Origin of the sequence: Nocardia sp. NBC_01503 (assembly GCF_036327755.1) — a bacterium.
Taxonomy (GTDB): domain Bacteria; phylum Actinomycetota; class Actinomycetes; order Mycobacteriales; family Mycobacteriaceae; genus Nocardia.
On sequence record NZ_CP109596.1, the window covers coordinates 3,791,056 to 3,806,943 of the forward strand.

The window sequence follows — 15,888 nt, forward strand, 5'->3', positions numbered from 1 at the left end:
CTCTTGACGTTCTTCTGCGTCCAGCATACGCTAATCAACAACAGCGGCCGACGGACGCAATAACTCGAAGGAAGAACATCATGCGAAACACCACGGTTCTCATCTCCGGCGCTTCCATCGCGGGACCGGCCCTGGCCTACTGGCTCAACCGCTACGGCTTCCAGGTCACCGTCGTGGAGAAGGCCCCGGCCCTGCGCCAGGGCGGCCAGGCCGTCGACTTCACCGGCGAAACCCATATGGCGGTGCTCGAGCGCATGGGCATCCTGGAGGACATCAAGGCTCGTCAGACCGGTAAGACCGATATGGTCATCGTCGACGAGGCGGGCAATCAGCAGGCGCTCATCTCGGGCGACTTCACCGGCGGCGATATCGAAATCCTGCGCGGCGACCTGTCCGAGGTCATGTATGAGCGCACCGCGGACAGCTGCGAATACCTGTTCGGCGACACCATCACCGCGCTCGACGAGACCGAAACCGGTGTGCGCGTGGAGTTCCGGCACGCCCCGGCCCGCACCTTCGATCTGGTCTTCGGCGCGGACGGCATCCACTCCCGGGTGCGCAAGCTGGCCTTCGGCCCGGAGGAGAAGTTCGTCAAGCACCAGGGCCATTACTACAGCATCGCGGGAGCCTCGAACTGGGAGGCGCAGCCGGACGCACCGCGGGTGCGGGCGGTGTCCTATGCCTTGAACACCCCGGGACGGCTGGCGTCGCTGGGCAGCTCCAAGGCCGGACAGATGTACCTGTTCGCCTCGCCCAAGCTGGATTTCGACCGGGACGATCTCGACGCCCAGCGTCGCATCGTCGCCGAGAAGTTCGCCGGACTCGGCTGGCAGGTGCCCAAGATGCTGGCCGACCTGCCCCGTCTGAACGGCTTCTTCCTGGACTCCATCGCGAAGGTGAGCATGAAGAACTTCGTCAAGGGTCGCGTCGCACTGCTCGGCGACTCCGGTTACGGCAACACCATGGCCGGATTCGGCACCGGGCTGGCGGTGGTCGGCGCGTATGTGCTGGCCGGTGAATTGGCCGTCGCGGACGGTGATTACACCGTCGCCTTCCCGCGCTACCAGGAGATGATGAAGCGCTACAGCAAATTGGCGGGCGGCGCGAACGCGGGACCGTTCCTCGCCCCCAAAACCGCCCTGGGCCTGCGCTTCCGCAACTGGTTCCTGACCTCGTGGGCCTTCGACATGATGATGAAGTCCACCGAGAAGTCGAAGAACGATATCGAGCTGAAGAACTACCTGGAAATCATTGCGGCGCGGTGATATTCGAGAAGTCGGGCCCGGTGGCCGGTAGCCACCGGGCCTGTTCGTTCGGTCGTGCTATTCCTTCGTGTCGTCGACCTTGGACATGGACAGCACATCGAGGCGGCGATCGAGCTCCTCGACCGAGAGATTGTCACCGATGAGCCCGCGATCGATCACGGTCTGCCGAATCGTCTTGTGCGCCTTGACCGCCTCCTTGGCGACAGCGGCGGCCTCCTCGTACCCGATGGCCGAATTCAGCGGCGTCACGATCGACGGCGAGGATTCCGCGAGGCGGCGCAGCCGCTCCTCGTTCGCGGTCAATCCGGTGATGCACTTATCGGCGAAGAGTCGAGACACATTGGCCAGCAGGCGAATCGACTCCAGCACATTGCGCGCCATGACCGGGATGTAGACGTTCAGCTCGAACGCGCCATTGCCGCCGCCCCAGGCGATGGCCGCGTCATTGCCGATGACCTGTGCGGCGACCTGTGTAACCGCCTCCGGCAGAACCGGATTCACCTTGCCGGGCATGATCGAGGATCCGGGCTGTAGATCGGGCAGCTGAATCTCGGCGAGTCCGGTGAGCGGGCCGGAGCCCATCCAGCGCACATCATTGGCGATCTTGGTCAGGCTGATGGCGACCGTGCGCAGCGCACCGGAGAGCTCGACCAGTCCATCGCGGGCGGCCTGCGCCTCGAAGTGATTGCGCGCCTCGGAGAGCGCATCGAGATCCGTCGACTTCTTCAGCTCCACAACGACTTTCGCACCGAATCCGTCCGGCGCGTTCAGGCCGGTGCCCACGGCGGTACCGCCGATGGCCAGCTCGCCCAGGCGCGGCAGTGTGGTCAGCAGTCGTTCGATACCGGCGCTCACCTGCCGGGTGTAGCCGCTGAACTCCTGGCCCAGGGTGATCGGCACCGCGTCCATCAGATGTGTGCGCCCGGACTTCACCACCTCGCGCCACTGCACCGACTTGTCCAGCAGCGCCAGCCGCAGATGATCCAGCGCCGGAACGAGATCCTTCACCACGGCCTCGGTGGCGGCGACATGCGTTGCGGTGGGGAAGGTGTCGTTCGAGGACTGGGACATGTTCACATCGTCGTTGGGGTGCACGGTGACGCCATTGTTCGCGGCGATACTCGCGATCACCTCATTGGCGTTCATATTCGAGCTGGTGCCCGAGCCGGTCTGGAAGACGTCGATGGGGAACTGATCGTCATGCTTGCCGTCGGCGATCTCGGTGGCGGCGGCGACGATGGCATCGGCCTTGATCGGGTCGAGCAGGCCCAGATCGCGATTGACGGTGGCGCAGGCGGCTTTCAGCAGGCCGAGCGCGCGAATCTGCGCGCGCTCCAGACCGCGGCCGCTGATGGGGAAGTTCTCCACCGCGCGCTGAGTCTGGGCTCGCCACAACGCCTGTGCGGGGACGCGGACTTCGCCCATCGTGTCGTGTTCGATGCGGTACCGGGTGTCGTCGGTCATGGGTTCGACCCTAGGCCGGGACGAGAGTGCGTGGGGGTGCCACGCTTGGGAGAATCCGCACACGCGATGCCGGGAATACGACAGCAGCCGAAGCTGGACCCGTCGTCCTGGCGTGCACCCGCGCCCATACTGGCGTGCACCCGCGTCCCAGTCGTCCCGGCGCCATCCCCCCGTCGTCCCGGCGCGCTTCTCGGCCGGGATCCACATCGATCATGTAGATCCCGGCCGAAACATGCCGGGATGACGAGGGACGTCCGAAGTCATTGCCCCGGTATGGGATTCGCTCAGAACATCGGCGGGCTGGCATCGTCGTCGCCGACGAAGTCGACCGAGGCGTACTCGCGCAGCTTGGTCAGGCGGTGGTAGGCGTCCACCATGCGCACGGTGCCGGACTTGGCGCGCATGACGATCGACTGGGTGTACGCGCCGCCGCCGTAGTAGCGCACGCCGCGCAGCAGATCACCGTCGGTGACGCCGGTGGCGCTGAAGAAGACGTCCTCACCGGAGACCAGATCCTCGGTGCCGAGCACGCGATCCAGATCGTGGCCGGCGTCGATGGCCTTCTGCCGCTCGGCCTCATCCTTCGGGGCCAGCTTGGCTTGCAGCGCACCACCCATACAGCGCATGGCCGCCGCGGCGATAATGCCCTCGGGGGTGCCGCCGATACCGATGAGCAGGTCGACGCCGGATTCCGGACGGGCACAGGCGATAGCGCCCGCGACGTCACCGTCGGAGATCAGGCGGATGCGGGCGCCGGCCTCGCGGACCTCGCGCATATGCGGCTCGTGCCGGGGGCGATCGAGGATGCAGACGGTCAGATCCGAGACGAAGGAGTTCTTGGCCTTGGCGACCCGGCGCAGGTTCTCCGCGATCGGCGCCGATAGGTCGATGACATCGGCGGCGTCCGGGCCGACGGCGATCTTCTCCATGTAGAACACGGCCGAGGGATCGAACATGGCGCCGCGCTCGGCGACCGCCAGGACCGAGATCGCGCCGGGCGAGCCCTTGGACATCAGCGTGGTGCCGTCGATCGGATCGACCGCGAAGTCGAGCTCCGCGCCCTCGCCATTGCCGACGAGTTCGCCGTTGTACAGCATGGGCGCTTCGTCCTTCTCGCCCTCACCGATGACCACGATGCCGCGCATCGACACGGTCGACACCAGCTGGCGCATGGCGTCGACGGCGGCGCCGTCGCCGCCCTCCTTGTCGCCGCGTCCGACCCAGCGTCCCGCGGCCATGGCGCCGGCCTCGGTGACCCGGACCAACTCCAGCGCGAGATTGCGATCCGGGGCCTCGCGGCGGCTGGGTGCGGGCGTGGGTGCCGTCATTACGGTGCCTCCTTGGTTGTCTACTGCTGCGTGAATTGTCTCATTGCGCTTCGCGGCCCTAACCAAGTACTGACGTTTCACTTCCGCGCCGGTGCTGGACCTTTACGGATCCGCCGCTTGACGCGCGCCGACCGGCACCCGCCCTGTGAGGAGGGTCGCATTCACCCGCCGTGGATACTGGGGGGCGTGCCGAACACGAAGCCGCGGATCATGAACGACTGGAAGGACCTGTTCTGGTCCCTCCTGCCTCTGGTCCTGATCTGCCTGGTCATCGCTGGCATTGCCAGCCAGTGCACCTTCAGCGCCAATGGCCCGACCGCGGGGCAGGTTCCGAACTTCGACGCGCACACCGCCCTCGCCGAGGACGCGCATCAGCTGCCGTTCGACATTCGCGAGCCCGCGCTGCCCGCCGACTGGAAGCCCAACTCCGGCAGTCGCGATCCCGGCGTCTCCAGCACCGTCGGCTACATCACCCCGCAGGGCAGCTATATGCAGCTGACCCAATCCAATGCCGCCGAAGAGGTGCTGGCCAAGAAGATCACCGGCACCCGCTACGCCACCGGGGTGCAGCAGATCGGCGACCGCAAATGGGTCGTCTACGCCGAGCCCGGCACCGAATCCGCCTGGATCACCGACTTCGGCGGCACCAGGGTTCTGATCAAGGGCGCGGGCAATGCCGGATCCTTCAACACCCTCGCCACGGCGATCGGCAACGCCCCGGCGCTCCCGCGCTCTTAGCAGTCAGTCCTTCTCGGACCGATGCGCGAGTGCGTCTTCCACGCGCTTACGGGCTCCCGCGAGATGCTCTTCGCACCGGTTGGCGAGCGCCTCGCCGCGCTCCCAGAGCGTGAGCGAATCGTCCAGGTCCAGGCCGCCCTGTTCGAGCATCTTCACCACATTGACGAGTTCGTCACGGGCGCGTTCATAGCCGAAGGTGGCGATCTCGGCGAGGTCGGTATCAGTCATTCGGGGGTGGATTCCTTTCGGGGACGCAGGGACTGGGAGCCGAGCGCGGCGGCGGTGAGCGCACCGTCCGCCACTCGGATACGAAGCTGACTGCCCGCGGGGGCATCGTCGATGGAGCGCACCACCTCGCGTTCCTTACCGATCACCTTCTGTACCACCGCATAACCGCGCGCGAGCGTGGCGGCGGGGCCGAGTGCGGAGAGCTTCTCCCGCAGATGCCGGGTGGCGGTGGACTCGGTGCTCAGCGACTGATTGATGGCGCGACGGGTCGCGGTGCGGAACCGCTCCACCTCATCGTGTCGCTGATCCAGCAGCCGCAGCGGGTCGGCGAGTACCGGGCGCGATCGAAGTTGTTGCAGCGCACGGGATTCGCGATCCACCCAACCGCGCAATGCGGCGGCGGCACGCGCCTGGAGTTCACGCAGCAGCGCGGCCTCGGCGGCGGCATCGGGAACGATGCGCTTGGCGGCATCGGTCGGGGTGGCCGCGCGCAGGTCCGCGACATAATCGCTGAGCGGATTATCCGGCTCGTGACCGATCGCGCTGACAATCGGCGTCTTGGCGGAAACTATTGCCCGGCAGAGAGTTTCATCGGAGAACGGCAGCAGATCCTCGACACTGCCACCGCCGCGCGCCAGCACGATCACATCGATCTGCGGATCGGCGTCCAGCGCCGCCAGGGCCTGGAGAATCTGCGGTACGGCGGTCGGTCCCTGTACGGCGGTATTGCGAATATCGAATCGCACGGCGGGCCAGCGCTGTGTCGCCACCGTCACCACATCGTGTTCGGCGGCACTCGCGCGGCCGGTAATGAGCCCGATGCGATTGGGCAGGAACGGAATCGGGCGTTTGAGTCGCGGATCGAACAATCCCTCGGCATCCAGCAGCGCCTTCAACCGGGCGATACGCGCGAGCAGTTCGCCGATGCCCACCGGCCGAATCTCGGTGACACGCAAGGACACCGTGCCGCGTGCGGTGAAGAACGACAGTTTGCCGTAGACCACGACGCGGCTGCCCTCCTGCAGCGGCACCGGGGAATTGCGCAGCAGATCCGGATCACAGGTGACGGTGAGCGACATATCGGCGGCGGTATCGCGCAGCACCAGAAACGCGGTGCGGGTACCGGGCCGCAGATTGATCTGGGTGATCTGGCCGTCGACCCAGACCGCACCCAACCGGTCGATCCACTGCGCCACCTTCACGGCGATGGTGCGCACCGGCATCGGATTATCCGCGGTACTGGTCGGCTTCGCCGGTTGGTCGGTGGTCACCGCACCGATTGTGGCAGCACCCACCGACCGGATGCGTTCACACCCGCCGAAAGCCTGCTCGCGCACTGCTCCGGACATGAGAGAGCGCCGACCATCCGGGCGTACCCGGCCACGGGCAGTCGGCGCTCAGGGGGTTGGAATCACTTGGCCTGAACGGTTGCGATCCGATTCGTCAACATGGTGACGAACGGCGCGCGGTCGCGGGTGTGCTGTTCGTAATCGAGCAGCGAGGACAGATCCTCGACGGTGAGCATGCGCAGCCGGGCACGCAGCTGAGCCAGGGTCATATTGGCGTAGTCGTAGCGGACGGCCACCTCGGGCTCGAGCACCGGCGCGCTGCCGTTGTGGCCATTGGTGGACGCCGTGGAAGCCGTTGCGGGCGTGGTGATCTCCGGCTCGGCAACCGGTTCCGGTTCGGCCGCAACCGGTTCCGGCTCGTCGAATACGGCCTCGGCCGCCGCGGCGACCGGAGTTTCTTCGACCGAATCGACCGAATCGACCGGTTCGAACAGATCGAAACTGCTCTTGCGCACCGATTCCGGGGCGGCGCTGGGGGTTTGCTCGAATACCTCGTCCTCATCGAACGTGGCCCAGGCCGGTTGTTCTTCCGGCTGATTGACCAAACGGTCGAAAACGGCGTCACCCTTGAGAGCGAGGCTGGTCACGAACTGCTGCAGATGCATGGTGGTCTGCAGCATCTGACTGATCGCGGTGATCGGGAAATTGATTGCACTGGCAGGTAGCCGCCGAGTTTCCTCTAGGGCATATACAGCAGCCCCGGCGGCGACCCGGGCCAGGAACGGAGGTCGGAACATGCCCCTAGCCTGCCCGAAACGCCGTGTGATGCAAAGGTGAGAGCGGTATCTTTGGCCCTCCGCTGTATTTTCTGCCCTCCGCTCCGCTCCGGGCGGGTTCGCGGCCCTGAAGTCCCGGTTCTTCCCTCCCTCCGCTCCTCCGCTGCGCTCCCCCGCTCCACTCAGTCCAGAACCGGGACGGCCGCGAACCTTGAATGCTTTGGACCCGCGAACCTTGAGTGCTTTGGATCTGCGAACGTTGGTTGTTTGGACAAGGGGTAGGCGGGTGTGGTGTCGCCTATAGCCGGGGGGCAGGCCGCCGTCGGGGCCAGTATTCTGAGGTGCATGTCCTCGGCTATCCCTTTGAATGTCGGAATCGTCCGGTCCGCTGGTGTGGATGCCGACGCCCCGAAGCGGGTTCTGCTCGCTGAGCCTCGCGGCTATTGCGCCGGTGTCGATCGGGCGGTGGTGACGGTGGAGAAGGCTCTCGAAAAGCACGGTGCGCCTATTTATGTGCGCAAGGAAATCGTGCACAACCGGCACGTGGTGGAGACCCTGCGGGACCGCGGGGTGATCTTCGTGGACGAGACCGACGAGGTGCCCGAGGGCGCGCTCGTGGTGTTCTCCGCGCACGGTGTCTCCCCGGCGGTGCACGAATCGGCCGCCGAACGGAATCTGCACACCATCGACGCCACCTGCCCGCTGGTCACCAAGGTGCACCAGGAGGCCAAGCGCTTCGCGCGCGATGATTTCGACATTCTGCTCATCGGCCACGAGGGGCATGAGGAGGTCGAGGGCACCGCCGGAGAGGCCCCCGATCACGTCCAGTTGGTGGATGGTCCGGATGCGGTCGACGCGATCACCGTGCGCGATGAGAACAAGGTGATCTGGCTCTCGCAGACCACGCTCTCGGTGGACGAGACCATGGAGACGGTGCATCGGCTGCGGGCCAAGTTCCCGAATCTGCAGGATCCGCCGAGCGATGACATCTGCTACGCCACCTCCAATCGGCAGACCGCGGTGAAGGCCATGGCCCCCGCCTGCGATCTGGTGATCGTGGTCGGCTCGCGCAACTCCTCCAATTCGGTGCGCCTGGTCGAGGTGGCGCTGACCGCGGGCGCGGGTGCCGCGCATCTGGTCGACTATGCGCGCGAGGTCGATCCGGCGTGGTTCGACGGGGTGCGGACCATCGGTCTCACCTCCGGGGCCTCGGTGCCGGAGATCCTGGTCGAGGGTGTGCTGGAGATGCTCGCCCAGCACGGCTTCGGCGATGTGCAGCCGGTCACCACCGCAAATGAGACGCTGGTCTTCTCGCTGCCGCGCGAATTGCGTTCCGCGCGTAGCTGATTCGGGTTATACGAAAATCCCCGTACCTGCGAGGTACGGGGATTCTTTTTGCTCATGGGGGGTGTTCTCAGCGCTCGATGCGGCCCGAATCGCGTTCGCGGTAGCGCACATTCGGGCGCGGATGCGGCGGCACCTCGGGGTTCTGCGCGCGGCGGCGGCGCGGTTCGGCGGCGCCCGCCGGATTGGCGCGCTCGGCCGGATTGGCGCGGCGCTCAGGCGGGGGCTTGCGCTCACCGGTGGGCTTGCGATCCGGATTCGGCTTACGGTCCGGATTCGCCTTGCGGTCGGCGGGCGGGGTGCGCTTGCGATCGGTGCCGGGCTGGCGACCGCCCGACTGCCGATTGCCGGTCTGCCCCGCCGCGGCCGAGCGATCCGCACCCACCCGCGGCGGGCGGGCCGCCACGCGACCGGCGGGACGGCGATTGCCCGAAGTCGATTCGGATGCGTCCGCGCCACCCTGATCCGCCGGGGAGGATCGAAAGCGTCGTTTGGCGGAATCCTTGGTATCGGTCGCGGCACGCGGGGTGCGCACGGGCCGGGTGGACCGGGCGCGCGGTGTGCCGAACGGACTGCCGGATTCGCCGCTCTGCTCACGGCGGTGCAGGAATACCCGACCCGCGGCGATGATCAGCACCAGTACGGTTGCCAGCGCCATGGTGGGGAAGCGATTCACCAGGGGGATGGCCAGATTCAGCAGGATTTCCTTGATCTTGAATCCGCCGGAGTTGCCGAGCATCTGCTGATACGCCAGCGGTACGGCCAGGAAGAGCAGCAGTGGCGGCAGCACCACGGTGGTGAAGAGTCCGCGGTACCGCACGATGAGCACGGCCAGGACACAGCCGATCACATACAGCGAGGCGAAGGTACCGGTCAGCTCGTCGCCACCCATGGCGTCGATCAAGAATCCGATGAAGGTGCAGGTCACGGCAGTGAGCACCGCGATCCCGGCGGAGACGCCGGGGACCGTCGGCAGGATCGAACGGTGCGACGGGGGCACCTCTGCTCGCTCGCGCTGGGTAACTGCCACGTCAAGCACACTAAAGCATGTGGCCGTTCCGCGAGGTAGGCGACATCATGCCGAGATCCCCGAGCGAGTCAAGGGCATTACTCGGAATCGGCGAATCCCACCGCCCTGGGCCAGGTTTCCACGCGCTGGATTTCCTCGACCGGAGTGTCCGAAATCTCTAGATCGTGAAGTTTGCGGGCGGTCACCATCACGCGCGTCTCCATGGAGGCGACGGTGAAATTGAACGAATCCACCGCCTTGCCCAATTGCGCGCCGAGCCGGTCCAGATGGCGGCCGGTCGTGCCCAACCGTGCGTAGAGCTCACGGCCGAGCTGCTGGATCAGCGCCATATCCTGCGACATGGCCTCCTGTCGCCAACCGAGTGCGACCGTGCGCAGCAGCGCCATCAAGGTGGTCGGGGTCGCCAGGACCACATTGCGACCGAAGGCGTATTCGAGCAGTCCCGGATCGGCGCCCAGTGCGGCATCCAGGAACGGATCACCGGGGACGAACAGGATGACGAATTCGGGGGAGGGGTCGAAGGCGGCCCAGTACTCTTTGGCCGCCAGCTGATCCACATGGTTGCGCAGATGTTTGGCATGCCGGCTCAGCTGGTTATCGCGCTCGCGCGGATCCTCGGTGGAGGCGGCCTCGAGATACGCGGTGCACGGCACCTTGGCATCGACCACGATCTGCCGACCGCCCGCCAGCCGCACCACCATGTCCGGGCGCACCACCCCCTCGGTGCTGCCGGTGGTGCCCGCGCGCCGGGTGACCTGGGTGTCGAAATCGCAGTGCCGGGTCATACCCGCGAGCTCCACCACCCGCTCCAATTGGATCTCACCCCAGCGCCCGCGCACCTGCGGGGCGCGTAACGCGGCCACCAATTGTGAGGTCTGCGTGGAGAGCTGATGGGAGATGTGCTGCATTCCCGCAACCTGTTCGCGCAGACCGGAATACGCGTTGATGCGATTGTGCTCGACCTCCTGGATATGGCGATTGAGCGTGCCGACCGCCTCGCGCAGCGGCTCCATCATCGCCCCGAGTTGATGCGAATGCCGCCGTGCCGCATCCTCACTCGCCGCACCCAGTGACTGTCGTAACAACCGTTCGTTGTCATGCATCGAATTCAAGCGCGCTTCGGCGACCGCGGCCCGTTGCCCCGCGCGCGCGGAATGGCCCAGCCATCCCACGCCGAGCCCGGCGATGAAGACCAACAGCAGCGCGAACAGCATCGGTGCGGTCATGGGAGGCGAGTTTGCCGCATGCCACCGACAATTCCGTGAAAGCGGCGGCAAACCCGCCGCTCGGCACCTTTTGCCAACGGCGACTGGGGCGGGAAAGATGCCGTCATCCCGGCATGCTTTTGGCCGGGATCAACACCGGGAGTACGCATTCGAATCGTATGGATCCCGGCCAAAAGCGCGCCGGGGTGACGAAGGGCTCGCGCCGGGCTGACGGAGGGGCTGGGAAGGCGTAGAGGATGGGCCGGATGGCGAGAGGCTTGCTGAACCGGCCATTGTGCACGTGCCCGGCAATACATCGGCGAGTTCGTGGCGGCGCGCCTGGGTGCCGATGAAACTGTCGGGGGGATCGCCTACCGTCGGCGGCATGCGAATCCTGCACACCTCCGACTGGCATATCGGACGCACCTTCCACGGTGTCGATCTGCTGTCCGATCAGGAGTGTTCGCTGCGCGCCATTGCCGAACTCGTGGCCGCGGAGCGGGTGGATGTGGTGGTGCTGCCGGGGGATGTGTACGACCGCTCCATTCCGAGCGCCGATGCGATCGCGGTGTGTAATCGGGGATTCGAGGCGATTCGCGCCGCGGGGGCGACCATTGTGGCGACTTCGGGCAATCACGATTCGCCGACTCGGCTCGGGGCGCTGGGCACCTTCGCCGCGGCGGGCGGATTGCATCTTCGATGCGGCATAGCCGAAGTGGCACGGCCGGTAATGGTGTCCGATTCGCACGGAGAGGTGGCTTTCTATGGAATCCCGTATCTGGAGCCGGAAATCACCCGCGCGGAACTGGGCGTGCCACAGGCGCGTTCGCACGCGGAGATTCTGGACGCGGCCATGGGATTGATTCGCGTGGATCTCGCGGCCCGCGCCGGGGTGCGCTCGGTGGTGCTGGCGCACGCCTTCGTGGTCGGCGGGGAGGCGACCGGATCCGAGCGTTCGATTTCGGTGGGCGGGGTGGAGACGGTGCCGCTCGGCGCATTCGCGGATATCGACTATGTGGCGCTGGGCCATTTGCACTCGCCGCAGACGTTGTCGGAGTCGGTGCGGTACTCCGGATCGCCGCTGCCCTATTCGTTCGGTGAGCGTTCGCATCGCAAATCGGTGTGGATCGTCGATCTCGACGCCGACGGTTTGTCGGAGGTGACCCGGCATGAGCTGCCGGTGGTGCGCGGGCTGAGCCAGCTCAGCGGCACTATGGAAGAGCTGCTCCAAGCGCCGGAACACGCTGCCGCCGAAGCGGATTACGTCTCGGCCACCCTCACCGATCAGGCCCGGCCGGTCGACGCGCTGCGCAAACTGCGGGAGCGTTTCCCGCACGCGGTCCATGTGGAATGGGCACGCCCGGAAGGCAATCCGGAGCTGCACTACCGCGAACGCGTACACGGTCGCCGTGACACCGAGATCGCCCAGAGCTTCCTCACCGATGTGCGCGGCGCACCCACCTCGGGCGAGATGACGTGGCTCGAACGGGCCCTCGGCGCGGCCGCGCGCGAGAAGGATGGTCCGGTGCGGGCCCCCGCGGCGGGGCCGGATGTTCGCGTCGACCGCCCGGACGTGAGCGAGCCGAGCTCCGGCACGCAAGCGGCTCCGGCAGCCGCCGCCCCCCTCGGCGAAAACGTGCGGTCGGAGCAGTCGCCGGAGCGGCGGCCGGTCGCGGACGATGGCGGCACGCGGCTATCGGGTGACGGCGAATTGGATGGCGATCTAGGACTTTTCGGTCTCACGCCGCCCGAATCCGATGGTGGCGCAGCCGAGTTGAGTGCATGACGGGTTATCGCGGAGGCGCGACGGCGTGTCCCGAGGGCAGTCGTATGCGCCGGGATGTTGGATGGTGTGTGGCGGCGGAAGGGGATCGAGCGTGCGGCTGCATCGTTTGGAGCTGACGGCTTTCGGGCCGTTCGCGGAGACCGCCGTGGTGGATTTCGACGAATTGGGGGCCGACGGGCTCTTCCTGCTGCATGGCCAGACCGGTGCGGGCAAGACGACCGTGCTGGACGCGGTCGCCTTCGCGCTCTACGGGAGCGTGCCCGGGGCGCGCGGTGAGAAACGGCTGCACTCCGATCACGCCGATGAACAGACCCCGCCGCGTGTGCAATTGGAGGCCACGCTCGGCGGTCGCCGCCTGCGTTTGACGCGTTCACCGGAGTTTCAGCGCCCGAGCACGCGCGCGAAGAGCGGTTGGGTCAAAGAGAACGCGTCCGCGACCCTGGAGTGGTTGGACGGCCGCGGCCAGCACCTGTCCCGAATTCCCGATATCGGTGATGAGGTGCTCCGCCTGCTCGGTATGAGCGCCGATCAGTTCTTCCAGGTCGTACTGCTGCCGCAGGGCGATTTCGCACGCTTCCTCCGCGCCGATAACGAGGATCGCGAGAAGCTCCTCGAAAAGCTCTTCGACACCGAACGTTTCGGTACCGCGGAACAGTGGTTGATCGATAAGCGCCGCGCCAGCGGGGCCGACCTCGACACCCGCAAAAGCACCATCGACCGCCTCATCGGCCAGGTCGTCACGGCCGCCGGCCTCCCCGCCACCGAAACCGCGGGCCTGCTCGAATCCGGCGAATGGTCCCGCACCCTGCTGACCGCCGCCCGCGCCGACCTCACCGCCACCGCCGCCGAACGCGAACGGCGCCAGCAGATCTCGGCCCGCGCCCGCGCCGCCGCCGAGGAGCAGCGCCGCCTGCATACGCTGCACCGCCGCCGCACCGAGGCCACCACCCACCTCGCCGCCCACGCGGAATCCGCCCCCCACCGCGAAAACCTCCAGTCCGAACTCGACCGCGCCCGCCGCGCCGAACCGGTCGCCACCGCCCTCACCGAAGCCCGTACCGCCGCGGTAACCCTGCGCCGCCGCGAAGAGGAGGCCACCCGCACCGCCGAACACCTCGCCACCCGCCTGCTCGAACCCGCCTCCGCCGAACTCGACGGAACCACCTGGGCCGCAACAGATCTTGCCGCATCCGAACTGTCGAACAGCGACTACGCGGCCGACCTCGAAGCGATCGAGCAGCCCGTCCCGGCCGATCGCGAGAGGGAGCCGGAGGTGAGTTCGCCCGGTGGGCGGGGGCGCGGGTTGGAGGCCGCCGTGCAGCGGTGGAGTGCGCAGATGGGTGCGCTCGATGAGGTGCTGGCCGATGCGGATTCGGCCAAGCGGCTCATGGGGGAGTTGAAGCGGCTGCGCGGGGAGCAGCGGGAGCTGTCGGGACGGCTGACGAAACTGGCTGAGCGACGTCGTCAGGTGCCGCAAGCTATTGCGGGGGTGGAGGTTCGGCTGCGGGAGGCCACCGATGCGGCGGCCGGACTGCCGGTACTGGAGGCCGAGCGGGAGCGGTTGAAGTCGGCTGCCAAGGCCGCGCTGGAGTTGGAGCAGCGGCGTGGTGAGTTGACGCGTGCGGCAACGGGTTTCGAGTCGGCGCGGGTGCGGCATCTGGATGCGCGGGAACACACGCTCTCGCTGCGGGAGCAGCGGCTGGCGGGTATGGCCGCGGAATTGGCCGGGGCGCTGGTGGATTCGGAGCCCTGTGCGGTGTGCGGGTCGGCCGAGCATCCCGCGCCCGCGCGGCCCACCACGCAGGCTGTATCCAAGCAGGCAGAGGAGACCGCGCTCGCCGCGGAACGGGCCGCCGAAGCCGCTCGTGATCGCGCCGGGCAGCAGGTCGCGGAGCTGGAGCGCGCCATCGAGGTGCTGGTTGAGCGGGGCGGCGACGCCGACAAAGCCGAGCTCGCCGGTGGTTTGGCCGAGGCCGAAACGCGCTGGGCCGCAGCGCGCGACCGTGCCGAGCTCGCCAATGGCCTGACCGCCGAGTTGGAGCGCTTGCGGACCGAGGACACTCGCCTGCAGGACGAACTGCGCGACTGTGAAAGCCGTTCCAGCGCGACGATGGAACGCGTGGTCGCCACCGATCGCAGGCTCGCGGAACTCACCGAGCGGCTCACCACCGCCGCCGGTGCCGATGGCACGGTGGAGCGTCGCCGAGCTCGCCTCGACGCCCTGGTCGCGGGAGCCACGGCGGTTCGTGAGGCGCGAACCGAAGCGGCGCTGGCGCGCGAACAGGTCGCCTCGCTCGCGGTACGCGTCGAAAAGCTTTCCTACGACGCCGGTTTGGTCGAGACCGCGCCACCGGTCATGGGCGAGACCGGCCCCGACTACACCGTCCTGGCCGAGTACGCCCGCGCGGTCGACGCCGCCTCCCGGCCCGCGCAGCGCCAGGCCGATATCGAAGCCGAACTGATCGCCGCGGACCGCGCCCGCGCGCACGCCGAAGCCGTCCTCGCCGAACCTGAGATCCAGGCCGTGGCGGAGGTCGCCCTCGGCGATCTGGAATCCCTGGAAACCGCTGTCGCCGAAGCACAATCGGCCCTCGAACGTGCCGTCTCCGCGCATACGGTGGCGACCCGGCGCGTGGAGCAACTCGAAGAGCTCTGCTCCCAGCTCTGGGCGGCCGTCGACCGCTTGGCCCCCATCCAGCGCGCTCACGACGAACTCGCACGCCTCGCGGAGGTGGTCGCGGGCCGCGGTGAGAACAATCGCCGAATGTCGCTGCGGTCCTACGTTCTCGCGGCCCGCCTCGAAGAGGTGGCCGTGGCCGGTTCGGTACGTCTGCGCCGAATGTCCGGTGGCCGTTACGAATTCGTGCACACCGACGCCGCGGGACCGCGCGGTCGGCGCGGCGGCCTCGGCCTCGATATCCGAGACGACTACACCGGAGCCATCCGTCCGGCGAAGACCCTCTCCGGCGGCGAAACCTTCATGGCTTCATTGGCTCTGGCCCTCGGCCTCGCCGATGTGGTGGCAGCTGAATCCGGTGGCCTGGTCCTGGACACCCTCTTCATCGACGAGGGTTTCGGCAGCCTCGACGCCGACACCCTCGACGCCGTCATGGGCGTCCTGGACGAACTCCGCTCGGGCGGTCGAGTCGTAGGCGTGGTCAGCCACGTCGACGAAATGCGCCAGCGAATCCCGAGCCGCCTCCACGTAATCCGCGGCCGCACCGGCTCCCACCTGGAAACCTCCCTGAGCGCCTGATCCGTCGCCCGCACCCAGCTGCCTGTGCGCCCAGCGGTACCGATGTGGCATCGAACCACCCGAAACCCGCACCGTCGGTACCCGTGATCACCCGTCCGGTATTCCCAATGCGCCTGGACGGTTGCTCACCAGGAACTGGCGGCGACGGGGTACCGCGATTGCCGCCATCAGTTCCTGCT

At 67.2% G+C, this 15,888-nt stretch carries 11 protein-coding genes and 1 pseudogene; 5 read left to right on the top strand and 7 right to left on the bottom strand.

Features of this window, described 5'->3' with window-relative positions; translation table 11 throughout:
* The first annotated feature begins 80 nt into the window (after window positions 1-80).
* Window positions 81-1,265 (top strand): FAD-dependent monooxygenase, encoded by a 1,185-nt coding sequence (locus OHB26_RS17025; RefSeq protein ID WP_330185133.1) that lies wholly within the window; start codon window positions 81-83, stop codon window positions 1,263-1,265.
* A 57-nt stretch (window positions 1,266-1,322) separates the two neighbouring features.
* Here OHB26_RS17025 and OHB26_RS17030 read toward each other — a convergent pair whose 3' ends face one another.
* Window positions 1,323-2,729: a class II fumarate hydratase gene (locus OHB26_RS17030; protein ID WP_330185134.1), complete on the bottom strand. Its 1,407-nt coding sequence runs from the start codon at window positions 2,727-2,729 to the stop codon at window positions 1,323-1,325.
* 284 nt (window positions 2,730-3,013) lie between these two features.
* On the bottom strand, window positions 3,014-4,057 hold the full coding sequence (gene glpX / locus OHB26_RS17035; RefSeq protein WP_330185135.1) for a class II fructose-bisphosphatase: 1,044 nt from the start codon (window positions 4,055-4,057) through the stop codon (window positions 3,014-3,016).
* A 186-nt stretch (window positions 4,058-4,243) separates the two neighbouring features.
* Between glpX and OHB26_RS17040 the strand changes: the two genes are divergently transcribed.
* A complete protein-coding gene (locus OHB26_RS17040; protein ID WP_330185136.1) occupies window positions 4,244-4,795 on the top strand; it encodes a DUF4245 domain-containing protein in 552 nt (183 codons plus the stop codon).
* Between the two features lie 3 nt (window positions 4,796-4,798).
* Here the strand turns inward: OHB26_RS17040 and OHB26_RS17045 are convergent, their stop codons facing one another.
* The 3 genes from OHB26_RS17045 to OHB26_RS17055 all read right to left on the bottom strand — a co-directional run bounded on the left by OHB26_RS17045 (window position 4,799) and on the right by OHB26_RS17055 (window position 7,109).
* A complete protein-coding gene (locus OHB26_RS17045) occupies window positions 4,799-5,023 on the bottom strand; it encodes an exodeoxyribonuclease VII small subunit (RefSeq protein WP_330185137.1) in 225 nt (74 codons plus the stop codon).
* The gene (gene xseA / locus OHB26_RS17050; RefSeq protein WP_330185677.1) at window positions 5,020-6,246 is read right to left on the bottom strand and encodes an exodeoxyribonuclease VII large subunit; all 1,227 of its coding nucleotides are present in this window, start codon (window positions 6,244-6,246) and stop codon (window positions 5,020-5,022) included. Before xseA ends, OHB26_RS17045 begins: the two co-directional genes overlap by 4 nt.
* 188 nt (window positions 6,247-6,434) lie before the next feature.
* Complete coding sequence (locus OHB26_RS17055) at window positions 6,435-7,109, bottom strand: lipid droplet-associated protein (protein WP_330185138.1); 675 nt, start codon at window positions 7,107-7,109, stop codon at window positions 6,435-6,437.
* A gap of 324 nt (window positions 7,110-7,433) precedes the next feature.
* Between OHB26_RS17055 and OHB26_RS17060 the strand changes: the two genes are divergently transcribed.
* Window positions 7,434-8,435, top strand: coding sequence for a 4-hydroxy-3-methylbut-2-enyl diphosphate reductase (locus OHB26_RS17060; protein ID WP_330185139.1), 1,002 nt, complete (start codon window positions 7,434-7,436; stop codon window positions 8,433-8,435).
* Between the two features lie 67 nt (window positions 8,436-8,502).
* Here the strand turns inward: OHB26_RS17060 and OHB26_RS17065 are convergent, their stop codons facing one another.
* Entirely contained in the window at window positions 8,503-9,462 is a 960-nt protein-coding gene (locus tag OHB26_RS17065) for a DUF6542 domain-containing protein (RefSeq protein ID WP_330185140.1), read from the bottom strand.
* 77 nt (window positions 9,463-9,539) lie between these two features.
* Complete coding sequence (locus tag OHB26_RS17070) at window positions 9,540-10,688, bottom strand: DNA recombination protein RmuC (RefSeq protein ID WP_330185141.1); 1,149 nt, start codon at window positions 10,686-10,688, stop codon at window positions 9,540-9,542.
* Window positions 10,689-11,052: 364 nt separating this feature from the next.
* Between OHB26_RS17070 and OHB26_RS17075 the strand changes: the two are divergent.
* Both OHB26_RS17075 and OHB26_RS17080 read left to right on the top strand, forming a co-directional pair.
* Window positions 11,053-12,183, top strand: a pseudogene (locus OHB26_RS17075) (exonuclease SbcCD subunit D); the annotation flags it as partial.
* A 361-nt stretch (window positions 12,184-12,544) separates the two neighbouring features.
* Window positions 12,545-15,709 (top strand): SMC family ATPase, encoded by a 3,165-nt coding sequence (locus OHB26_RS17080; RefSeq protein WP_330185142.1) that lies wholly within the window; start codon window positions 12,545-12,547, stop codon window positions 15,707-15,709.
* The last annotated feature ends 179 nt before the right edge of the window (window positions 15,710-15,888 follow it).